We start from the raw sequence: 21507 nt of genomic DNA, 5'->3' as shown, positions 1-21507 counted from the left end.
GTACGAATGTTGTCTGAGAGGTTTCTTAACGATCCTTGTGAGCGCTGCGGGCGCGTGCCGCACGCCATTCGGGCGCCAGGACGGACCATATCTCCAAGTCGTGCCGTATCCCTCGGTGGGGATATCTCTCGCGCTGCACACCGTCCCTGACCATGCCGAGCCGCCGTGCCACATCGAGGCTCGGGGTGTTGCCGGAGGCCGCGATCCATTCGACCCGGTGGACGGCGCGGACGTCGACGGCCCAGTCGATGAGGATCCGCATGGCGCGGGTGACGAGCCCGCGCCCGGTGCCGGCGGGCTCCAGCCAGCAGCCGACCTCGCAGTTGGCGTTCTCCGCGTCGAAGTTGAGGAAGAGGACCCCGCCGACGAGTGTGCCGTCGAGCCAGATGCCGTGCAGGGAGCCGGTGTCGGCGGCGCGCATGTCGGCGTACCGCTGGAGGACGGCGCGGGCGCCGTCGACGTCCGTGGCGCTCTGGCCGAAGGGGACGTACTGGTTGATGAAGTCCCGTCCCCGCTCCAGGTGGGCGAGGAACTCCTCGGCGTGCCAGGGCTCCAGGGGCCGTAGTTCGGCGCCGTCGTCACCCAGGGATATCGCGTACATCCTCCGGCCGCTCCTTCTCCAGATCTTCCACCAGGACGTCCGCGAGCCTCTCATGGGCGGCGCGGGTCTCGGGCGGTTCGATGCTGATGCGGGGCATGCGCCGGTCGAGCCAGCGGGGCAGCCACCAGTTGGCGCCGCCGAGCAGGTGCATGAGGGCGGGGACGAGGAGCGTACGCAGGACGAAGGCGTCCAGGGCGACGGCGGCGGCGAGCGCGATGCCGAACATGGCGATCACGCGGTCGCCGCTGAGGACGAAGGCGAGGAAGACGGAGATCATGATGACCGCCGCGGAGTTGATCACCCGGCTGGTCTCGGCGAGGCCGACGCGGACCGCGCGCCGGTTGTCGCCGGTCTCCAGCCACTCCTCGTACATCCGGCTGACCAGGAAGACCTGGTAGTCCATGGAGAGCCCGAAGAGGACCGACACCATGATCACGGGGAGGAAGGGTTCGATCGGTCCGGCGCGGCCGAGGCCCAGCAGCTCGCTCCCCCAGCCCCATTGGAAGATCGCGACGACCACGCCGAAGGCGGCGGCGACGGCGGCCACGTTCATCGCGGCGGCCTTGAGCGGTATCCCGACGGACCGGAAGGCGAGCAGGAGCAGCAGACAGCCGAGGCCGATGACGACGCCCACGAACAGCGGGAGCTTGCCGACGATGACGTCCGCGAAGTCGTCGTACCCGGCGGTCACCCCGCCGACGTGCACATCGAGCGTGGTGCCCGTCTCGGCGCGCGGCAGCACCTCGTCGCGCAGCCGTTCGACCAGGTCGCTGGTCCTCGCGGACTGCGGGGAGGAGTCGGGGACGACGGTGAGGTACGCGGTGTCGCCGCCGGTGTCGTACGTCACCGGGGTCACCGCCGAGACGCCCTCGGTGGCCCGGAGCGTGGTGTCGAGGTTGTCGAGGGCGAGCTTGTCGGCGGCGCCGTCGACCTTGGTGACGAGGGTGAGCGGGCCGTTCACGCCCGGGCCGAAGCCGTCGGCGAGCAGGTCGTACGCCTGGCGGGTGGTCGTCGCCGCCGGGTCGTTGCCCTGGTCGGAGGTGCCGAGGCGCAGTCCGAGCGTGGGCAGGGCGAGGAGGGTCATGACGACGAGAGCGATCGCGCCGAGCTTCTTGGGGTGCCGCTCCACGAAGGCGGACCAGCGGGCGGCGAAGCCGGTGGGCACCTCGGGCTCGGGGCCGTGCTCGGCGAGACGGCGGCGCTCGCGGCGGCTGAGCGCCCGCATGCCGATGAACGACAGCAGGGCCGGCAGCAGCGTCACCGAGGCGGCGACGGTCAGGACCACGGTGAGGGAGGCGGCGATCGCGACGCCGTTGAGGAAGCCGAGCCGCAGGATCAGCATGCCCAGCAGGGCTATGCAGACCGTGGCGCCGGCGAAGACGACGGCCCGTCCGGTGGTCGCGACGGCACTGCGCGCGGCCTCCTCGACGGACAGGCCCCGCTTCAGCCCCCGGCGGTGGCGGGTCACGATGAACAGCGCGTAGTCGATGCCGACGCCGAGGCCGATGAGGGTGCCCAGCATGGGCGCGAAGTCGGCCACCGTCATGGCGTGCCCGAGCAGGGTGATCCCCGCGTAGGCGGTGCCCACGCTGACCAGGGCGGTCGCGATCGGCAGCAGGCTGGCGGCGAGCGAGCCGAAGGCCAGGAAGAGGACGACGGCGGCGACGAGGACACCGACGATCTCCGCGAGGTGCCCGCCGGAGGTCTCGGTGAGTCCGATCGAGGTGCCGCCCAGCTCCACCTGGAGCCCGTCGCCCTCGGCGGCCTTCGCCGTGTCGACGACGGCCTCGGCCTGCGCCTCGTCCACGTCCTCGGCGGGCCGGTCGAAGGTGACGGTCGCGTAGGCCGTACGGCCGTCCTCGCTGATCCGCCCACCGTCGGCGCCGTCGTACGGGTCGGTGACGGCGGCGACGCCCGGCAGCTCGGCGATCTTGTCGAGGGTCTTCGTCATGGTCTGCTCGACGGCGGCGGCCCGCACGCTCGCGGTTCCGTCGCTCGCGGTCCCGTCGCTCGTGTGCCAGACGACGGTGGCGCTGTCACCGCTGATGCCCGGGAAGCCCTCGTTCAGCAGTTCGGTGGCACGGCTGGACTCGGTTCCGGGGGTCTTGTAGTCGTTCGAGTACGCGGCTCCCGCGACGGCGGCGCCCGCGGCCGTACCGGCGAAGGCGAGAAGCCACAGTAGGACGGCGACGAGACGGTGCCGGACACACCAGCGCGCGAGGGCTGCCACGGATCGTGCTCCTGAGGGGGGAGGCGTGAGCGATTCCTGGCAACTGTTGCACCACAATGTGATCGTTTGGCCCCTTTGAGGGTCTCCTCACAGGGGATGGGAGACACCTCACAGGACAAACGACGGCACTCTGTCGCCCTCCGTCACGGCCGTACGCACGCCCGAGGGCGACGCATCGCGGGGATGCGCCGCCCTCGGGGATACGCGGAGAACCGCCGTCGCGTTCAGCCCTCGCCGACGCCCAGCTTCTCCAGGATCAGCTCCTTGACGCGGGCGGCGTCGGCCTGACCGCGGGTGGCCTTCATGACCGCGCCGACCAGGGCACCCGCCGCGGCGACCTTGCCGGAGCGGATCTTGTCGGCGATGCCCGGGTTGCCGGCGATGGCCTCGTCGACGGCGGTGCCGAGGGCACCCTCGTCGGAGACGACCTTCAGACCGCGCTTCTCGACGACCTCGTCCGGGGGGCCCTCGCCCGCGAGGACGCCCTCGATGACCTGCCGGGCGAGCTTGTCGTTCAGGTCGCCCTTCGAGACCAGCTCGGTCACGCGCGCGACCTGCTCCGGCGTGATGGCCAGCTCGTCGAGCGCCGTGCCCGACTCGTTGGCGCTGCGCGCCAGCTCGCCCATCCACCACTTGCGGGCGGAGGCGGCGTCCGCCCCGGCCTCGATGGTGGCGACGATGAGGTCGAGGGCCCCGGCGTTGAGGATCGCCTGCATCTCGGTGCCCGAGATGCCCCACTCCGCGAGGAGCCGGTTGCGGCGGACCAGCGGCAGCTCGGGCAGCGCGGACCGCAGCTCCTCGACCCACTCGCGCGAGGGGGCCACCGGCACGAGGTCCGGCTCGGGGAAGTACCGGTAGTCCTCGGCCTCCTCCTTGACCCGGCCCGAGGTCGTGGACCCCGTGTCCTCGTGGAAGTGGCGGGTCTCCTGGATGATCGTGCCGCCGGACGAGAGCACCGCGGCGTGCCGCTGGATCTCGAACCGGGCCGCACGCTCCACGGAACGCAGCGAGTTCACGTTCTTCGTCTCGGAGCGCGTGCCGAACTTCTCGCGGCCGTGCGGGCGCAGCGACAGGTTCACGTCGCAGCGCATCTGGCCCATCTCCATCCGGGCCTCGGAGACGCCGAGCGCCTTGATGACCTCGCGCAGCTCACGGACGTACGCCTTGGCGACCTCGGGAGCGCGCTCGCCCGCGCCCTCGATCGGCTTGGTGACGATCTCGATGAGCGGGATGCCCGCGCGGTTGTAGTCGAGCAGCGAGTGCGAGGCGCCGTGGATACGGCCGGTGGCACCGCCGACGTGCGTCGACTTGCCGGTGTCCTCCTCCATGTGGGCGCGCTCGATCTCCACGCGGAAGGTCTCGCCGTCCTCCAGCTGCACGTCGAGGTAGCCGTTGAAGGCGATCGGCTCGTCGTACTGGGAGGTCTGGAAGTTCTTCGGCATGTCCGGATAGAAGTAGTTCTTCCGGGCGAAGCGGCACCACTCGGCGATCTCGCAGTTCAGCGCGAGACCGATCTTGATCGCCGACTCGACGCCGATCGCGTTGACGACCGGGAGCGCGCCGGGCAGGCCGAGGCAGGTGGGACAGGTCTGCGTGTTGGCGCCCTGACCGAGTTCGGTCGAGCAGCCGCAGAACATCTTGGTCCTGGTGCCGAGTTCGACATGGACCTCGAGGCCCATGACGGGGTCGTACGACGCCAGCGCGTCCTCGTACGACACCAGGTCGGTCGTGGTGGTCACGGTGGAAACTTCCCTCTCAGCCCAGCAGGACGTCGTCGTCGCCCAGCCGCTTCAGTTCGCGGTAGAGGACGGCGAGGCCGGTGACGATGCCGATGGCGGCCACGGACGCGTCGATCAGCCGCAGCGTGTCCTGATCGGCGCGGGCCTTCCTGATCCGCTTGGCGATGCCCCACGCGCCGAAGGCGGTGGTGGCGATGGACACGTACGTACCGGACTTGGACTTCTGGAAGTCCTTGGCCTTGGACAGTGCGTTGGTCACAGCGACGGAGCCTCCTCGAGGAGCGGGTGCCCCCACTTTTCCACGAAGGCGGCCTCGACGGCGGCGCCGACCTTGTAAAGACGGTCGTCCTTCAGCGCCGGGGCGATGATCTGCAGTCCGACCGGCAGTCCGTCCTCCGGCGCGAGGCCGCAGGGCAGGGACATCGCGGCGTTGCCCGCGAGGTTGGTCGGGATGGTGCAGAGGTCCGCCAGGTACATCGCCATCGGGTCGTCGGCGCGCTCGCCGATCGGGAAGGCGGTGGTCGGCGTGGTCGGCGACACGATGACGTCGACCTTCTCGAACGACTTCTCGAAGTCCCGGGTGATGAGCGTCCGGACCTTCTGGGCGCTGCCGTAGTACGCGTCGTAGTAGCCGGAGGAGAGCGCGTACGTGCCGAGCATGATGCGGCGCTTCACCTCGGGGCCGAAGCCCGCCTCACGGGTGAGGGAGGTGACGGCCTCCGCGGAGTTGGTGCCGTCGTCGCCGGTCCGCAGGCCGTAGCGCAGCCCGTCGAAGCGGGCGAGGTTGCTCGAACACTCGCTCGGCGCGATCAGGTAGTACGCGGCCAGCGCCAGGTCGAACGACGGGCAGTCCAGCTCGACGATCTCGGCGCCCAGCTCCTTCAGGAGGGCGACGGACTCGTCGAACCGCTGGAGCACACCGGCCTGGTAGCCCTCGCCGCGGAACTGCTTGACCACACCGACGCGCATCCCGGCGACGCTGCCGTTGCGGGCGGCCTCGACGACCGGCGGGACCGGCGCGTCGATGGAGGTGGAGTCGAGCGGGTCGTGGCCGGCGATCACCTCGTGCAGCAGCGCCGCGTCCAGGACCGTACGGGCGCAGGGCCCGCCCTGGTCGAGGGAGGAGGAGAAGGCGACCATGCCGTAGCGGGAGACCGCGCCGTACGTCGGCTTGACGCCGACCGTGCCGGTGACGGCGGCCGGCTGGCGGATGGAACCGCCGGTGTCGGTGCCGATGGCGAGGGGCGCCTGGTAGGAGGCGAGGGAGGCGGAGGAACCGCCGCCGGAGCCGCCGGGGATACGGGTGAGGTCCCACGGGTTGCCGGTCGGGCCGTACGCGCTGTTCTCGGTGGAGGACCCCATGGCGAACTCGTCCATGTTGGTCTTGCCGAGGATGACGACGTCCGCGTCCTTGAGCCGCTTGGTGAGCGTGGCGTCGTACGGCGGGATCCAGCCCTCCAGGATCTTCGAGCCGACGGTGGTGGGAACCCCGACCGTGGTGAAGATGTCCTTGAGCGCGAGCGGGACGCCGGCGAGCGGGCCGAGCCGCTCGCCCCTGGCCTTCTTCTCGTCGACGGCACGGGCCTGCGCGAGGGCGCCCTCGCGGTCGACGTGCAGGAAGGCGTGCACCTTCTCGTCGACGGCCTCGATCCGGGCGAGGTGGGCCTCGGTGACCTGCACGGCGGTGAGTTCACCGGCGGCGATCCTCGCGGCGATCTCGGCCGCGGTGAGCTTGATGATGGCGTCGGTCATGACGTGATCAGTCCTCCCCCAGGATCTGCGGCACCTTGAAACGCTGCTGCTCCTGGGCCGGGGCGGCGGACAGCGCCTGCTCGGGGGTGAGCGACGGACGGACCTCGTCCGCGCGCATGACGTTCGTCAGCGGCAGCGGGTGCGAGGTCGGCGGTACATCTTGGTCGGCGACCTCGCTGACGCGGGCGACCGCGCCGATGATGTCGTCCAGCTGACCCGCGAAGTGTTCGAGTTCTTCGGGTTTCAGCTCCAGACGCGCCAGCCGTGCGAGGTGGGCGACCTCCTCGCGCGTGATGCCAGGCATGCAGCGATCCTCTGGGGTGAGTGTGTGTGGTTTGGCGCCAATCCTATGGGGCGCGCGCCGTTGTCCGCGCACGGGTTCTTCGCCCCCGCCGCCCCTACCCGTCCCTCCCCCACTCTCGGCTTCGCTCGAGCGGGAGGTACCCCCACCAAGGGGCTGCGCCCTTTCGACCCCCACACGTCCGTCCGGTGGGGGCTGGTCGCGCAGTTCCCCGCGCCCCTGAAAGGCCTACGGCCTTTCGGGCCGAAAGCAGGGCGCAGCCCGCTTTTTCAGGGGCGCGGGGAACTGCGCGAGAAGCCCCACTCACCCGCACCCGCCGACGAAACCCGCACTCCCGAGCTGTCAGGCGCCCGCGTCACTCATCCGCCGTCGCCGCCGGCAATGCCGCGGCCGGCCGCTGCCACCCCCGCGACCCCCGCGCCCGCAGCCACGCCGTGGCCTCCTCCGGTGGCATCGCGGCGGCGACGAGCCACCCCTGCACCGCGTCGCACCCGAGATCCCGCAACCGCTCCCACGTCTCGTCGTCCTCGACGCCCTCCGCCACGACGAGCAGCCCCAGCGAGTGCGCCAGATCGACCGTGCACCGCACGATCTCCGCGTCCTCGTTGTCGATCGCCAGCCGCGCCACGAACGACCGGTCGATCTTCAGCTCGCTCACCGGCAGCCGCCGCAGATGCACCAGCGACGAGTACCCCGTCCCGAAGTCGTCGAGCGACATCTTCACCCCGTGCCCGGTCAGCCCGGCGAGCGTGTCCGCCGCCCGCTGCGGGTCCTCCAGCAGCACGTGTTCCGTTATCTCCAGCTGCAACGCCCCGGCCGGCACCCCGTGCCGGGCCAGCCGCGCCGCGACCGCCCCCGCGAACCCGGGGGTGTGGACATCGCGCGGGGACACGTTCACCGCGACCGGCACGTGCAGTCCCTGCGCCCGCCACCGCGCCACCTGCCCGAGCGCCGTCTCCAGGACGTACTCCGTCAGATGCGGCATCAGCCCGGACGACTCGGCGATCGCTATGAACTCGTCCGGCGGCACCTTCCCCCGCTCGGGGTGCACCCACCGCACCAGCGCCTCCAGACCGGCGACCTGCCCGTCGAAGCGCACCTTCGGCTGGTAGTGCAGCTCGACCTCGCGGGCGTCCAGCGCGCGCCGCAGGTCACCGAGGAGACCGAGCCGGTCCGGGGTGTTGGAGTCCCGCTTGGACTCGTAGACCTCGACGCCCGTGCGGTCCCGTTTCGCCTGGTACATCGCCACATCCGCCCGCCGCAGCAGCCCCTCCGCGTCGAGCGCGTGGTCGGGGAAGACGGCGAGCCCCGCGCTGGCCTCCAGGACGAGGGTGAGGCCGTCGAGGTCGAGCGGTGAGCCGAGCGCGGCGACGAGGTTGCGGGCGACGCGGGAGGCGGACGTGGTGGAGTCGGCGACGGGCAGCAGGACGGCGAACTCGTCGCCGCCGAGCCGCGCGGCCTCCGCTCCGCGGGGCAGGGCGACCCGCAGCCGGTCGGCTATCTGCAACAGCAACCGGTCACCGGCGAGGTGCCCGAGCGTGTCGTTGACGGACCGGAAGCGGTCGAGGTCGATCAGCATCAGTGCCGATCTCGCCCCGATGCGTTCGGCGTCGTCCAGGGCGGTCCAGGTGCGCTCCAGCAGCCACTGCCGGTTCGGCAGTCCGGTGAGCGGGTCGCGCAGCTGTTCCTCGGCGCGGGCGCGGGCGATCCAGAGCGTGGAGTCGAGCGCGATGAGGGGGATGGCGAAGAGCGGCAGCAGCAGCGGCTGGGCGAGGGCGACGACGCACACGAGCGGGGCGATGCCGAGCAGCGCGACGGCGACGAGGCCCTGTCTGACCAGGGCGGTGCGCGCGACGGTGGGCAGACCGCCGCGCGGTGCGGCCAGGTACCAGAGCAGGACGCGGCTGACCACGAGGTAGGCGATGGCGACCAGGGCCACCTGGGGCGCCGAGTAGAGGTTCCAGCTGTCCGGGTCCCAGGGTTGCTCCACGGAGGGGACACGGCCGAAGACCCGCAGGACGAGCGCGCCGGCGCCGATGCCGAGGATGTCGACCGCGCCGTGCAGCACGCCCTGCCGCCAGCGCCCCCGGCGGGCGACACCGACCAGCACGACGACCGTGAGGCTGACCATCCCGGCGGCCACCCAGCCGTAGAGCAGCAGGACGGCGAGGGTGAGGGCGGCGCCGGAGCCGGTGCCGCCCCACCAGCGGGCGCGGCCCATGGCGACGAGGTGACCGACGATGATGCCGGTGAGCAGGGCGAGGGACCAGCCGACCGCTCCGGCCGGGAAGAGGGCGCTCTCTCCCGTGAAGGCACGGTAGAACCCGGCGCCCAGGATGGCGCCGGCCAGGCCCACGATCACGGCGGGCAGTGCGGGCCAGGACAGGTGCCGGTCGGCGTCGTGGCCCGAGAGGTCGTGGCCGCGGGCCTCGCCGAGCGCGCCGGTGAGGGCGGGTGCCCCGCCGGTGCCGACCGCGGTGCCGGAGGTGAGCTGTGCCGGGCCCGGCAGGAGCGGGCCGCGTGCGCTCGCGCCCGCACGGCCCGGCGGCCAGGCGCTCCCCGCCCGGGACTCCGCGGCCGTCGTCCGACCGGGTCCCCGCTCCGCACCTCCCGGTTCACGGCTTCCGAGCCCCCGGCTTCCCGGCTCCCGGCTTCCCTCGAACGGGCGTACCCCCATGAGCAGGGAGCGTCCCCGTCGCCAGGCCCCGGAGACCCGGCGCAGGCGCAGCCGCGAGTCCGGGGCGACGCTCTCGGTCGGTTCCATTCCCGTCCCTCTCACAGCCGGCGGTGCCCACGCCACGCGGCCCGTTGCTCCCGGACGATCCGGGGCGGCACCGCGTCCGAGAACCCGCCACGCGTCCGGGCACGGCAGGCGCACACCTCAACAGTAGGCCGCACAAGGCTTCCACGGGCAGCGGTCGGTGTCGGTTGCCCGAATGCGACCGGCCACCCGTATGCATCTGGTATGCGCCGAACGGGTGGCCTTCAACCCCTACTCCTCGATCGGGAGCGCGACTTCCGCGGCCGCGTCCGGTCCCTGTTCGAGCAGGACGGCGAAGCCGTCCTCGTTGAGGACGGGGACCTTGAGCTGCATCGCCTTGTCGAACTTGGAGCCCGGATTCTCACCGACCACGACGAAGGAGGTCTTCTTCGACACCGATCCGGTGACCTTGGCGCCCCGGCTCTGCAGCGCCTCCTTGGCGCCGTCCCGGGTGTGGTGTTCGAGTGTTCCGGTCACCACGACCGTCAGCCCTTCGAGGGGCCTCGGGCCTTCGTCCTCGCCGGAGCGCTCGTCCTCCAGACGGACCCCGGCCGCCTTCCATTTGCGGAGGATCTCCTGGTGCCACTCCACCGCGAACCACTCCTTCAGGGAAGCGGCGATGATGGCGCCGACCCCGTCGGTGGCGGCGAGCTGCTCCTCGCTCGCCTCCCTGATGGCGTCGATGGAGCGGAACTCGCGTGCCAGCGCCTCGGCGGCCACCGGGCCGACGTGCCGGATCGACAGACCGGTGAGAATGCGGGCGAGCGGCCGGTTCTTGGCCGCCTGGATGTTCTCCAGCATCGCGACCGCGTTCTTCCTGGGTCCGCCTTCCTTGTTGGCGAAGACCATGGCGTGCTTCTCCTCGCCGGTCTCCGGGTCCCGCTTGGGCAGACCGCTGTCCTGGTCGAGGACGTACGCCTTGATGGGCAGCAACTGCTCGATGGTGAGGTCGAACAGGTCGCCCTCGTCGAGGAGCGGCGGCTCGGACGGCTCCAGCGGCTTGGTGAGCGCGGCGGCGGCGACGTAGCCGAAGTGCTCGATGTCGAGGCACTTGCGGCCGGCGAGGTAGAAGAGGCGCTCCCGCAACTGGGCCGGGCAGCTACGGGAGTTGAGGCACCGCACGTCGATGTCGCCCTCCTTGGCCGGGGCCAGCGGCTCGCCGCACTCCGGGCACTCGGTCGGCATCACGAACGGGCGGGTCTCGTTCTCCTTGCGCAGCGCCACGACCGGCCCGAGGATCTCGGGGATGACGTCGCCGGCCTTGCGGATGACGACCGTGTCGCCGATGAGGACGTTCTTCGCCTTCACGACCTCCTGGTTGTGCAGGGTCGCGAACTCGACCTCCGAGCCGGCCACCGTGACCGGCTCGACCTGGGCGTACGGGGTGACGCGGCCGGTGCGGCCGACGCCCACCTTGATGTCGATGAGCTTGGTGTTGACCTCTTCCGGCGCGTACTTGTAGGCGATCGCCCAGCGGGGTGCGCGGGCCGTCGACCCGAGACGGCCCTGCAGCCGGATCTCGTCGAGCTTGACGACGGCGCCGTCGATCTCGTGCGCCACGGAGTGGCGGTGCTCGCCGTAGTAGGCGATGAACTCCCGTACGCCGTCGAGGTCGTCGACCACCCGGTTGTGCTCGGCGGTGGGCAGGCCCCAGGACTTGAGGAGGTCGTAGGCCTCGGAGAGGCGGGTGAAGCCGCCGTCGAAGCCCTCCAGGGCGCCGATGCCGTGGACGACCATGTGCAGCGGCAGGGTGGCGGTGACCTTGGGGTCCTTCTGACGCAGTGAACCCGAGGCGGAGTTGCGGGGGTTGGCGTACGGCTTCTCACCGGCCGCCACCCGGCGTTCGTTGAGCCCCTGGAAGGCCTCCATCGGGAAGTAGACCTCGCCCCGGATCTCGACGAGCCGCGGGACGCGGTCGCCCTTCAGCCGGTGCGGGATCTCGGCGATGGTCATGACGTTGGGCGTGATGTCCTCGCCGGTCCGCCCGGTGCCCCGGGTGGCGGCCCGGGTGAGCCTGCCGTCCTCGTACGTCAGGTTGACCGCGAGGCCGTCGATCTTGAGCTCGCACAGCAGGTGGTAGTCGGAGGTGCCGACGTCCTTGGCGACGCGCTCGGCCCAGGCGGCGAGGCCCTCGTCGTCGAAGACGTTGTCGAGGGAGAGCATGCGCTCGCGGTGCTCCACCTCGGCGAGGTCGGTCTCGTACTCGACGGCCACCTTCTGCGTCGGCGAGTCCGGGGTGCGCAGCTCGCTGTACTCGTCCTCCAACGCCTCCAGCGTGCGCAGGAGTTCGTCGAACTCCGCGTCGCTGACGATCGGGTCGTCCTTCACGTAGTACCGGAAGCGGTGCTCCTCGATCTGTTCGGCGAGCCGCGCGTGCTTCTCGCGGGCCTCGGCGGGCACCGCTGCCTCGGCGGGTACCGATGTGGGCTGTGCGTCCTTGTCGCCGGCCACCGTGTTGTCCTCCGTCACTCTGGGTTGTCCGCCAGGGATCTCGCCGCCTTGACGCAGTGGGCGAGGGCCCGGCGTGCGTACGCCGGGGAGACCCCCGCGAGCCCGCACGTCGGCGTGACCGTGACCGCCTCCGCGAGCAGCCCCGGATGCAGCCCCAGCCTGCGCCACAGCGTCCTGACCCCCATGACGCTACCGGCAGGGTCTGACAACGCCCCCTCTGTCGTCGGCACGACACCGGCGAGCAGCTTCGTGCCCCCTTCCGCCGCTTCCCCGATCATGTCGTCGTCACGCTCAGTGAGCAAGGTGAAGTCGAACGAGATACCGGTGGCACCGGCGCGGCGCAGGAGCGCGAAGGGTACGTCGGGGGCGCAGGAGTGCACGACGACCGCTCCGTGCTCCGTGTGCACGCCGATGACGTCCCTGAGGGTGGCCTCGACGAGCTGGCGGTCCACCGCGCGGTGGGTGCGGTAGCCGCTGGCGCTCTTGACCTGGCCGCGCAGGACGGCGATCAGGGACGGCTCGTCGAGCTGGAGCACGATCTTGGCGCCCGGGACACGCCGCTGGACCTCGGCGAGGTGCTGGCGCAGGCCCTCGGCGAGCGAGCCGGCGAGGTCGCGGCAGGCGCCGGGGTCGGAGAGGGCGGCCTCGCCGTTCTTCAGCTCCAGCGCGGTCGCGAGGGTCCAGGGGCCGACGGCCTGGACCTTCAGCGGGCCCTCGTACCCCTGGGTGAACTCCTCCAGCGCGTCCAGGTCCTCGCCGAGCCATGACCTGGCCCGCTTGGTGTCCCGTCCCGGTCGGTCGCCGATGCGCCAGCCGCTGGGCTCCACGCGCGCGTACAGCTCGACCAGCACGCCCGCGGTTCTGCCGATCATGTCGGCGCCGGGGCCTCTGGCGGGGAGTTCGGGGAGGTACGCCATTCCTGTCTCCGGCCACTCGAAGGTGCCGGTGACGGTCTTGGCGGCTTCGCGGGCGTCGCCGCCCGGCAGGGACCCGACGCCGGTGGCAGGGCCGAAACTGAAGTCTTCACTCACGCCGTGAAGCCTACGGTTCCCTTGAGGGTGGGTTGTCGGGTGCGGGTGAGTGGGGGCTGGTCGCGCAGTTCCCCGCGCCCCTGAAAGCTTCAGGCCCCGGCGGGCCTGACAAGCACGGGGCGCAGCCCCGGCTTTTCAGGGGCGCGGGGAACTGCGCGAGAAGCCCCCCGGGCCGGCAGCCGCCCACGCACCCCGTTCGGCAGAGCCCTCACGCGCCAGGGCGGACCGTCAGGTCGTTCACCTCCGCGTCGCGGGGCAGATCCAGGGCCATGAGGATCGTCGTGGCGACCGACTCCGGCGCGATCCAGCGCGAGGCGTCGTACTCCTTGCCCTCCTGCTGGTGCACCTTCGCCTGCATCGGGCTGGCCGTGCGCCCTGGGTAGACCGTGGTCACCCGCACCCCGTTGCCGTGCTCCTCCCAGCGCAGGGAGTCGGCGAGGGCCTTGAGCCCGTGCTTGGAGGCCGCGTAGGCGGACCAGTCCGCGTGCGCGTTGAGCCCCGCGCCGGAGTTGACGAACACCACATGGCCCCGCGCGGCGCGCAGTTGGGGCAGGAAGTGCCGGGTCAGCTCGGCGGGAGAGACGAGGTTGACGTTGAGCTGATGCCGCCACGACTTCGGCGTCAGGTCGCCGACCGCGCCGAGGTCCACCACGCCCGCGATGTGCAGCAGCGAGTCCACCCGGTCGGGCAGCGTCTGATGGGAGAAGGCCCAGGACAGCTTGTCCGGGTCCGCGAGATCGCCGACCAGGGTCCGCGCCCCCGGGAACTCGGCCGCCAGTTCCTTCGCCCGCCCCGCGTCGCGCGCGTGCAGCACGAGGTCGTCGCCGCGCTCGTGCAGCCGTCGGGCGACGGCCGCGCCGATGCCGGAGCCCGCCCCGGTGATCACATGAGTAGCCATGCGGTCATGCTCGCATCACGGGAGCGGGACGGAAAACGGCTCAGGCGACGCCCCGGCTCTCCTCCAGGTACGCCATCGCGCCCACCGGCTCCTCCGCGAAGAAGACCAGGTCGGTCAGGGGGCGGGGCAGGAAGCCCTCGTCCTCCATGCGCCGGAACTGTTCCTTCAGCCCGTCGTAGAAGCCGGCGGTGTTCAGCAGGACCACCGGCATCTCCGTGTGGCCGTGCTTCTTCAGCTCCAGGATCTCCGTCGCCTCGTCGAGCGTGCCGGTGCCGCCGACCATGATGACGACCGCGTCGGCCTTCTCCAGGAGCAGCCGCTTGCGCTCGGCGAGGTCCCGGGCGACCACCATCTCGTCGGTGCCGGGCCGCGCCTTCGCCGAGAGGAACTCGACGGAGACGCCCAGCAGTCTGCCGCCCGCCTCCTGCACCCCGTCGGCGACGACCTTCATCAGCCCGACGTCCGAACCGCCCCACACCAGGGTGTGCCCGCCCTTGCCGATCAGCTTGGCGAACTCCTTCGCGGGGAGCGTGTAACGGTCGGCGAGGTCGGCGGCGGAGAGGAAGACACAGATGTTCATGCGTCCACGTTAGGGGGCGGCACCGACATCGGGGTCCGCTCGTCCGCCGGGGTCCTCCGCCACCGTCGCGCGGATCTTCGACTGGCGGTGCGGCAGGTCCTCCCAGTCGTCCATGAGACGGGTGGACAGACCGTGTTTCCGGGCGAGTTCGACGAGGGTCTCGGTCCGGTAGTAGAAGTCCTCGTGCAGCACCTGGTGTTCGGGGCCCTCGGTGCGGCCGAAGGTGAAGTCGAAGAAGCCGCCGGGGGCGAGGACGCGGCCGACGTGGGCGAGGCACTGCTCGATGACGTGCGGCGGGGAGTGGGAGAACACGCTGTGCGCGTGGACGACGTCGAAGTACCCGGCGGGCAGGAAGGAGAAGGTGAGGTCGGCGACGAGCGCGAGATGCGGGAGTTTGGCCTGGAGACCCTCTCGGGCGAGGGTGCGCTGGGCCTCCATCAGGATGGCCGGCGAGATGTCGATGCCGTAGTAGTTCCCGGTGTCCAGGTGGTCGATGAACAGCCGCCCGGCCCGCAGATTGCCGCAGCCGATCTCCAGCATCCGGTGCCGTGGCTCGAGACCGTGCCGCAGGAGGTAGTCGAACTGCATCCGGCCCAGGCGCTCCCACTTCTCGGCCGACGGGTTGTGCCCGACGGCGGCCTCCGGGCTGCGCGCGGTGTCGGCGGCCATCACGGCCCGGTAGTAGGCGATGTGGTCGCGGTGCTTGAGCTGCAACCAGGTGTCCCGCGCCACCCGCCGGGCGTGCGCGGGCACCCGCCGGGGATGCCGCAACGCGTACCGCACACGGTGACCGAGACCGCGCCGGTTCCTGGTCGGGTCGCTCCCGGAGCGCCCGGCCGAACCCGTGGCTGTCATGACGACCTCCTCTGGCCTTCCGCGCCCGCCTGGAAGAACTCATCAGCAGCCTGCGCCGTATCGGAGGAGATGGCTACCCGAGGCGCGTCGATCGTGACTGAAGGGTCTCCGGCGTGCGTGCCCTGACGTTCACCACCCCCTCGTTGACTTTGAACTTCAAGTCTGCAAGATTAACAGAGCAACGTCAGCCAACGGAGGTGCCCATTCCCAAGCTCACGCGGACCATCGAGATCGACGACGAGGTCTTCGCCTGCCTGCAGCGTCTCAGTGAACCGCTGGTCGACACGCCCAACGACGTCCTGCGGCGGGTGCTCCTGAAAGGCGGGGCGGCTGCCGCGGCGTCCGCCGACCCGGCCGGCACCCGGCGCGCCGGATCACTGAAGCCCCTGATCGAAGCCGGTCTGGTCGCCGCCGGGGACAAGGTCCGGCACCACCAGTCGAGACTCAAGCGCACCCATGAAGCCGTCATCACGACGGACGGGTGGATCGAGATCCCGGACGGGCAGGCATTCCCGCGCCCCTCCCCCGCACTCAAGGCGCAGACCGGCAACGAGATCAACGGCTGGGGCCAGTACATCCACGTGCCCAGCGGTCGCCGGCTGCAAGAACTACGGGAAGAGGCCGCGGGCTGACAGGCGCGGCAGCGGCGTCTAATCTGCCCGAGGGGCTCACAAACTTTACGTCAAAGTTTGTGAGTCCCTCGGAAAGTCAGCAGACGGCTGCCGGGCGCCCGGTCGGAGCCCGCTCGACGATCGCTCAGGCGACCGGGCTCGCCGCCCGTCGCGTGGACGCGATCGTCGCCGAGCCCACCACGCGCGTGCCGTCGTACAGGACGATCGCCTGGCCGGGGGCGACGCCGCGGACCGGCTCGGTGAAGCGGACCTGGAGGGTGTCGTCGACCAGTTCCGCGTGGACCTCGGTCTCGCCGCCGTGGGCGCGGAGCTGGGCCGTGTAGGTGCCGGCGCCGGCGGGGGCCGCGCCGCACCAGCGGGGCTTGATCGCGGTCAGGGCGTCGACGTCGAGGGCGGCGGCCGGGCCGACCGTCACCGTGTTGTTGACCGGCGAGATGTCGAGGACGTAGCGCGGCTTGCCGTCGGGGGCGGGCGTGCCGATGCGAAGGCCCTTGCGCTGGCCGATGGTGTAGCCGTAGGCGCCCTCGTGGGTGCCGAGGACGGCGCCGGACTCGTCGACGATGTCGCCCTCGGCCTTGCCGAGGCGGTTCGCCAGGAAGCCCTGGGTGTCGCCGTCGGCGATGAAGCAGATGTCGTGGGAGTCGGGCTTCTTGGCGACGGCAAGGCCCCTGCGCTCGGCCTCCGCGCGGATCTCGTCCTTCGTCGTCACCGTGTCGCCCAGCGGGAAGAGCGCGTGCGCGAGCTGCCTGTCGTCCAGGACGCCCAGGACGTACGACTGGTCCTTGGCCATGTCGGAGGCCCGGTGCAGCTCCCGGGTGCCGTCCTCGCCCACGATCACCTGGGCGTAGTGGCCTGTGCAGACCGCGTCGAAGCCCAGGGCGAGCGCCTTGTCGAGCAGGGCCGCGAACTTGATCTTCTCGTTGCAGCGCAGGCAGGGGTTCGGAGTACGTCCGGCCTCGTACTCGGCGATGAAGTCCTCGACGACGTCCTCGCGGAAGCGCTCGGCGAGGTCCCAGACGTAGAAGGGGATGCCGATGACGTCCGCGGCGCGGCGGGCGTCCCGGGAGTCCTCGATCGTGCAGCAGCCGCGCGCTCCGGTCCGGAACGACTGCGGGTTCGCGGAGAGCGCCAGATGGACGCCCGTCACGTCGTGCCCGGCTTCCGCCGCTCGGGCGGCGGCCACGGCGGAGTCGACCCCGCCGGACATGGCGGCGAGGACACGGAGGGGGCGGGTCTGCTGCGAGATCTCAGTCATAACCCTTCCAGGGTACGGGTCTCCGGGAACCGGAACCCGCGAGTATCCGTTGACGCTCTCGTGGGAACGAGAAGGGCTTCGAGGAACGGGTCCGGGGCCGGCGGCGCGAGCGCCTCGGGCGGCAAGGACGCCGACCGCCGCGTCGGCCGCCGCGCGCTGCTCATCGACACGGCCGTGGCCGCCGTCGGTACGGCCGTGGTGGCGCGGGACGACCTGACGCGCGCGTGGTGGCGGGTGCCGGGGGTCACGAAGCCGCGCAAGGAGGGCGAGGTCGACTACACGGGCGCGAAGTGGGTCGCGGCGTCGGACGCGAACTGGCGGCTGGCGGACCGGCCGGACGACTTCGGCATAGACATGGTGATCATCCACGTCACCCAGGGCAGCTTCGACAGCGCGGTGAAGGTCTTCCAGGACCCGGAGCACGGCGCGGCGGCGCACTACATCGTCCGCAAGGACGGCCATGTCACGCAGATGATCCGCGAGTTGGACGTGGCGTACCACGCGGGCAACCGCGACTACAACGAGCGCAGCGTCGGCATCGAGCACGAGGGTTTCGTCGAGAAGCCCGAGGACTTCACCGACGAGATGTACGAGGCCTCGGCGCGGCTGACGGCCCGGATCTGCGCGCGGTACGACATCCCGCTCGACCGCGAGCACATCCTCGGCCATGTCGAGGTCCCCGGCACGGACCACACGGACCCCGGCGAGGGCTGGGACTGGGACCGCTACATGAAGCTGGTGCGAGCGGCGGCGAAGGCCGGGACGTCGACTCCCGCCTGACCTTCGACAGCCGGGCCACAGGGGTGCGAGGGGCCGGGGACAGCGCCACCACAGACCTCCGGTTCCGTGACGGGCATCACACGCACGAGTGTCGACGCCACCCCTCCCTCCGACGCCCGTCCGATACGTCCCGCGCCACGGATGCGACCTGCGGCGTCCTCAACTCTTTTCCCTCACGCAGGAGTTGAGAGGGTTCAGCGTGCACGGCGGCCTCACAGCCCACTCGGCCCGCTCCAATTTTCGCCCCAGTGCTTACACAGCCCTTAGCTCAAGCATCCCGGCTCATGACGAACAACACGGAGCACAGGGGCAGTCACCGGGGCAGCGGCAGGGGCGGCAGGGGCAAGGGGCTGCACCGCCGTAAGTTCCTCGGCGGGATGGCGGGGGCCGGGCTGGCGGCGGTCGCGGCGGCCGGGACGGCGTTCTCGCTGCTGACCGACGCCAAGGGCAACAAGGCGGGGGCGGCGACCGACACGGCCACGCTGAACATCCCTGACCTGCTGGAGGGCACCACCTCCGACGGCACGACCACGTTCACGCTGACGGCGGAGACCGGCACGCACGAGGTCCTCAGCGGTGTCACCAGCGACACCGCCGGCTACAACGGGTCCTACCTCGGCCCGACCATGAAGTGGACCACCGGCTCCACGGTCCTGCTGGACATCACCAACGACCTCGACGCCGACACCAGCGTCCACTTCCACGGGGCGCACATCCCGGCGGACATGGACGGCGGCCCGCAGAACGCCTTCGCCGCCGGCGAGACCTGGTCCCCGACCTTCGAGATCCTCGACGAGGCCAAGACCCTCTGGTACCACCCGCACGCGCTCGGCACCACGGCCGAGCAGGTCGTGCACGGCCTGGCCGGTCTGATCATCGTGGAGGACGAGAGCGACGCGTCCGCCGCGCTGCCGAGCGAGTACGGCGTGGACGACATCCCGCTCGTGCTGCAGTGCCTGGCCACGGACAGCGCCGGCGACATCAAGTACGACCTGACCGGCTATCTGCGCAACACGCTCAGCTATCCGGTGCTCTGCAACGGCACCAACGTCGACGACACCACGCTGACCTTCACCGCCACCAGGACGCGCACCCGGTTCCGGGTCCTGAACGCCTCGCCGTCCGACATCATCACCGTCCAGCGGAGCGACGGGGGCACGCTCACCCAGGTCGCCACCGAGCAGGGCTATCTGACCGGGGCGACCGAGGTGAAGTCGATCCGGCTGGTCGCGGGCGGGCGCGCGGAGTTCGTGCTGGACCTCGACGACGCGGTCACCCTCCAGGCCGTCGTCACGACCGGGTGGGTCCGGGGCGGCAGCGGTACGTACGACTTCCTCACCGTCACCCCCGACGCCTCGGACACCCCCGACGAGTTGCCGTCCTCCCTCAACACGATCGAGCGGTACGACACGTCGGACTTCACCGCGCGGGAGATCACGCTCGACCAGGACGGCCTGGAGATGGCGATCAACGGGGCCGTCGGCACGACCATGGACTCCATGGCGACGATCATGACGACGCTCGGCTCCAAGGAGGTCTGGACGATCACCAACAACACGATGCTGGAGCACTCGTTCCATCTGCACGACGTGCCGTTCCAGTTGATCGAGATCAACGGCGAGGAGCCGACGGGCGCCGATCTCGGCTGGTTCGACACCTACGAGGTGGTCGGCGGCGGCTCCATCAAGATCGCCATGGAGTTCACCGACTTCGCGGACGACACGTACATGTACATGCTCCACTGCCATCTCCTCCAGCACGAGGACGAGGGCATGATGGCCGGCCTGATGGTGATGGAGAGCTAGGGCCCTAGGCCCGGGTCCGTCCGCTCAGCTCAGACCCGCGTTGCGGGCGCGTTCCACCGCCGGGCCTATCGCCTTCGCGACCGCCTCGATGTCCGCCTCCGTGGAGGTGTGGCCGAGGGAGAAGCGGAGGGTGCCGCGGGCGAGGTCCGGGTCGGTGCCGGTGGCGAGGAGGACATGGCTGGGCTGGGCGACACCGGCCGTGCAGGCGGAACCCGTGGAGCACTCGATGCCCTGGGCGTCGAGCAGCAGCAGCAGCGAGTCGCCCTCGCAGCCGGGGAACGTGAAGTGCGCGTTGGCCGCGAGGCGCCCCGCCGGGGACGGGTCACCGCCGAGGACGGCGTCCGGCACCGCCGTACGCACCGCCTCGACGAGGGCGTCGCGCAGGGCGCCGATCTCCCGGGCGAACCACTCGTGCTGTTCGGCGGCGAGCCGGCCGGCGACCGCGAAGGAGGCCACGGCCGGGACGTCGAGGGTGCCGGAGCGGACATGGCGCTCCTGGCCGCCGCCGTGCAGCACGGGCACGGGGCTGTACTCGCGGCCCAGCAGCAGCGCGCCGATGCCGTACGGGCCGCCGATCTTGTGGCCGGAGACGGTCATCGCGGCGAGCCCGGAGGCCTCGAAGTCGACCGAAACCTGCCCGAAGGCCTGCACCGCGTCGGCGTGCAGGGGGACGTCGAACTCCGCTGCCACGTCGGCGAGTTCGCGGATCGGCATGATCGTGCCGATCTCGTTGTTGGCCCACATCACGGTGGCCAGGGCGACATCGTCGGGGTTGCGGGCGACGGCCTCACGAAGGGCTTCGGGGTGGACCCGGCCGTACGCGTCCACCGGAAGGTACTCGACGGTGGCGCCCTCGTGTTCGCCGAGCCAGTGGACGGCGTCGAGGACCGCGTGGTGCTCGACGGGGCTGGCGAGGACCCGGGTGCGGGCCGGGTCGGCGTCGCGGCGGGACCAGTACAGCCCCTTCACGGCGAGGTTGTCGGCCTCGGTGCCGCCGGAGGTGAACACCACCTCGCTGGGGCGGGCTCCGAGGGCCGCGGCGAGGGTCTCGCGGGCCTCCTCGACGGTCCGCCGCGCTCGGCGGCCGGAGGCGTGCAGCGAGGAGGCGTTGCCGGTGACGCTCAGCTGGGCGGACAGGGCCTCTGCCGCCTCGGGGAGCATCGGGGTGGTCGCCGCGTGGTCGAGGTAAGCCATGGTGAGCCGATTCTACGGGGCCGTGTCCGGGCGACCTCGGGGTGCTCCGCTGAACCGGGGTTTTCCGGCCTGCCTCAGACGCTCCAGGAGACCGTGTTCGTCGTCTGCATCAGGGTGGCCAGGACGATCAGGTCGGCGACGCCCAGGCCGAGGCCCAGGAAGGCGCGGCCCCGGCGGGTCGTGCCGCGCTTGAGGGCCACCGCCGCGAGGACGATCGCGATCGGGCCGAGGAAGAGGTTGAGCACGAGGAGGCCGAGGAGACCGAGGACGAAGGAGGCGACGGCCATGCCGTCGGCGTCACGGCCCCGGGGTCGGGCGGTGGTCGTTCCGGTCTGCTGGCGCGGGGCGGTGAGCTGCATGTCGGTCTGCTCCCAACGGGTTGGCGGTGGCGGACGGTCAGTGCGTGCGGTGACCGCGGCGGGCGTGGCGCTCGCGGTAGGCGAAGATCGCCAGCCAGAGCGCGATACCGACGGCCAGGACCGTCGAGACGGCCGGCGGCACATGGGCCACGGTGCCCAGGACGACACCCAGCAGCAGAAGTGCGGCGACGAGGAACAACATCGTGGAATGCCTCCGTGACAGTTGGGTGAACGGTTGTAGTAACAGTTGTTCACTGACTCCCAAGTCTAGCGCGCCACCCGG

The 21507-nt window shown here is 71.1% G+C and carries 19 protein-coding genes; 3 read left to right on the top strand and 16 right to left on the bottom strand.

The features are described from left to right. Positions 1-25: 25 nt before the first annotated feature. From HW837_RS26755 to HW837_RS26700, 12 genes are all read right to left on the bottom strand, one after another. Positions 26-601, bottom strand: coding sequence for a GNAT family N-acetyltransferase (locus tag HW837_RS26755; RefSeq protein ID WP_045562460.1), 576 nt, complete (start codon positions 599-601; stop codon positions 26-28). After that, positions 579-2831 carry an MMPL family transporter gene (locus tag HW837_RS26750; RefSeq protein WP_193382700.1) on the bottom strand — a complete coding sequence of 751 codons (2253 nt, stop codon included), beginning with the start codon at positions 2829-2831 and terminating at the stop codon, positions 579-581. Before HW837_RS26750 ends, HW837_RS26755 begins: the two co-directional genes overlap by 23 nt. Before the next feature lie 224 nt (positions 2832-3055). After that, entirely contained in the window at positions 3056-4570 is a 1515-nt protein-coding gene (gene gatB / locus HW837_RS26745) for an Asp-tRNA(Asn)/Glu-tRNA(Gln) amidotransferase subunit GatB (protein ID WP_193381741.1), read from the bottom strand. Positions 4571-4586: 16 nt separating this feature from the next. Beyond that, complete coding sequence (locus tag HW837_RS26740) at positions 4587-4829, bottom strand: hypothetical protein (RefSeq protein ID WP_045562463.1); 243 nt, start codon at positions 4827-4829, stop codon at positions 4587-4589. Next, the gene (gene gatA / locus HW837_RS26735) at positions 4826-6322 is read right to left on the bottom strand and encodes an Asp-tRNA(Asn)/Glu-tRNA(Gln) amidotransferase subunit GatA (RefSeq protein WP_045562464.1); all 1497 of its coding nucleotides are present in this window, start codon (positions 6320-6322) and stop codon (positions 4826-4828) included. The genes HW837_RS26740 and gatA overlap by 4 nt, the downstream gene beginning before the upstream one ends. A gap of 7 nt (positions 6323-6329) precedes the next feature. Beyond that, a complete protein-coding gene (gatC, locus tag HW837_RS26730; RefSeq protein WP_005480000.1) occupies positions 6330-6626 on the bottom strand; it encodes an Asp-tRNA(Asn)/Glu-tRNA(Gln) amidotransferase subunit GatC in 297 nt (98 codons plus the stop codon). Between the two features lie 352 nt (positions 6627-6978). Then, positions 6979-9387 (bottom strand): putative bifunctional diguanylate cyclase/phosphodiesterase, encoded by a 2409-nt coding sequence (locus HW837_RS26725; RefSeq protein ID WP_193381742.1) that lies wholly within the window; start codon positions 9385-9387, stop codon positions 6979-6981. A gap of 228 nt (positions 9388-9615) precedes the next feature. Next, complete coding sequence (gene ligA, locus HW837_RS26720) at positions 9616-11835, bottom strand: NAD-dependent DNA ligase LigA (RefSeq protein ID WP_045562511.1); 2220 nt, start codon at positions 11833-11835, stop codon at positions 9616-9618. Between the two features lie 14 nt (positions 11836-11849). After that, the gene (locus HW837_RS26715; RefSeq protein ID WP_093790183.1) at positions 11850-12866 is read right to left on the bottom strand and encodes a methionine synthase; all 1017 of its coding nucleotides are present in this window, start codon (positions 12864-12866) and stop codon (positions 11850-11852) included. A gap of 208 nt (positions 12867-13074) precedes the next feature. Continuing rightward, positions 13075-13764, bottom strand: coding sequence for an SDR family oxidoreductase (locus HW837_RS26710; protein ID WP_078853897.1), 690 nt, complete (start codon positions 13762-13764; stop codon positions 13075-13077). Positions 13765-13804: 40 nt separating this feature from the next. Then, positions 13805-14344: an LOG family protein gene (locus HW837_RS26705; protein WP_045562469.1), complete on the bottom strand. Its 540-nt coding sequence runs from the start codon at positions 14342-14344 to the stop codon at positions 13805-13807. Between the two features lie 9 nt (positions 14345-14353). Beyond that, positions 14354-15199 (bottom strand): class I SAM-dependent methyltransferase, encoded by an 846-nt coding sequence (locus tag HW837_RS26700; protein WP_177261900.1) that lies wholly within the window; start codon positions 15197-15199, stop codon positions 14354-14356. 113 nt (positions 15200-15312) lie between these two features. Between HW837_RS26700 and HW837_RS26695 the strand changes: the two genes are divergently transcribed. Next, positions 15313-15831, top strand: a complete 519-nt coding sequence (locus tag HW837_RS26695) for a restriction system modified-DNA reader domain-containing protein (RefSeq protein WP_143110723.1) — start codon at positions 15313-15315, stop codon at positions 15829-15831. A 124-nt stretch (positions 15832-15955) separates the two neighbouring features. On the opposite strand, the gene mnmA is transcribed toward HW837_RS26695, so the two are convergent. Beyond that, positions 15956-17086: a tRNA 2-thiouridine(34) synthase MnmA gene (gene mnmA / locus HW837_RS26690; protein ID WP_193381743.1), complete on the bottom strand. Its 1131-nt coding sequence runs from the start codon at positions 17084-17086 to the stop codon at positions 15956-15958. A 60-nt stretch (positions 17087-17146) separates the two neighbouring features. Between mnmA and HW837_RS26685 the strand changes: the two genes are divergently transcribed. Beyond that, positions 17147-17866, top strand: coding sequence for an N-acetylmuramoyl-L-alanine amidase (locus HW837_RS26685; protein WP_193382701.1), 720 nt, complete (start codon positions 17147-17149; stop codon positions 17864-17866). 284 nt (positions 17867-18150) lie between these two features. Further along, a complete protein-coding gene (locus HW837_RS26680) occupies positions 18151-19671 on the top strand; it encodes a multicopper oxidase family protein (RefSeq protein ID WP_093790182.1) in 1521 nt (506 codons plus the stop codon). A 24-nt stretch (positions 19672-19695) separates the two neighbouring features. Here the strand turns inward: HW837_RS26680 and HW837_RS26675 are convergent, their stop codons facing one another. The 3 genes from HW837_RS26675 to HW837_RS26665 form a co-directional block, all read right to left on the bottom strand. Beyond that, the gene (locus tag HW837_RS26675; protein WP_193381744.1) at positions 19696-20865 is read right to left on the bottom strand and encodes a cysteine desulfurase family protein; all 1170 of its coding nucleotides are present in this window, start codon (positions 20863-20865) and stop codon (positions 19696-19698) included. A 74-nt stretch (positions 20866-20939) separates the two neighbouring features. After that, the gene (locus tag HW837_RS26670; RefSeq protein ID WP_045562474.1) at positions 20940-21224 is read right to left on the bottom strand and encodes a hypothetical protein; all 285 of its coding nucleotides are present in this window, start codon (positions 21222-21224) and stop codon (positions 20940-20942) included. Positions 21225-21261: 37 nt separating this feature from the next. Then, positions 21262-21426, bottom strand: coding sequence for a hypothetical protein (locus tag HW837_RS26665; RefSeq protein ID WP_045562475.1), 165 nt, complete (start codon positions 21424-21426; stop codon positions 21262-21264). Between the last annotated feature and the right edge of the window lie 81 nt (positions 21427-21507).

The sequence above is a fragment of the Streptomyces caniscabiei genome, from assembly GCF_014930365.1.
Classification (GTDB): domain Bacteria; phylum Actinomycetota; class Actinomycetes; order Streptomycetales; family Streptomycetaceae; genus Streptomyces; species Streptomyces caniscabiei.
Note: the sequence above shows the minus strand (reverse complement) of the source record. Positions and strands in the feature narration are given on the sequence as shown.

What these genes read in the sequence shown, in the direction of transcription:
- HW837_RS26755 (WP_045562460.1), bottom strand. Translation starts at nt 601, where the DNA reads ATGTACGCGATATCCCTGGGTGACGACGGCGCCGAACTACGGCCCCTG.
- gatA (WP_045562464.1), bottom strand. Translation starts at nt 6,322, where the DNA reads ATGACCGACGCCATCATCAAGCTCACCGCGGCCGAGATCGCCGCGAGG.
- gatC (WP_005480000.1), bottom strand. Translation starts at nt 6,626, where the DNA reads ATGCCTGGCATCACGCGCGAGGAGGTCGCCCACCTCGCACGGCTGGCG.
- HW837_RS26725 (WP_193381742.1), bottom strand. Translation starts at nt 9,387, where the DNA reads ATGGAACCGACCGAGAGCGTCGCCCCGGACTCGCGGCTGCGCCTGCGC.
- HW837_RS26710 (WP_078853897.1), bottom strand. Translation starts at nt 13,764, where the DNA reads ATGGCTACTCATGTGATCACCGGGGCGGGCTCCGGCATCGGCGCGGCC.
- HW837_RS26705 (WP_045562469.1), bottom strand. Translation starts at nt 14,344, where the DNA reads ATGAACATCTGTGTCTTCCTCTCCGCCGCCGACCTCGCCGACCGTTAC.
- HW837_RS26700 (WP_177261900.1), bottom strand. Translation starts at nt 15,199, where the DNA reads ATGACAGCCACGGGTTCGGCCGGGCGCTCCGGGAGCGACCCGACCAGG.
- mnmA (WP_193381743.1), bottom strand. Translation starts at nt 17,086, where the DNA reads ATGACTGAGATCTCGCAGCAGACCCGCCCCCTCCGTGTCCTCGCCGCC.
- HW837_RS26680 (WP_093790182.1), top strand. Translation starts at nt 18,151, where the DNA reads ATGACGAACAACACGGAGCACAGGGGCAGTCACCGGGGCAGCGGCAGG.
- HW837_RS26675 (WP_193381744.1), bottom strand. Translation starts at nt 20,865, where the DNA reads ATGGCTTACCTCGACCACGCGGCGACCACCCCGATGCTCCCCGAGGCG.
- HW837_RS26670 (WP_045562474.1), bottom strand. Translation starts at nt 21,224, where the DNA reads ATGCAGCTCACCGCCCCGCGCCAGCAGACCGGAACGACCACCGCCCGA.
- HW837_RS26665 (WP_045562475.1), bottom strand. Translation starts at nt 21,426, where the DNA reads ATGTTGTTCCTCGTCGCCGCACTTCTGCTGCTGGGTGTCGTCCTGGGC.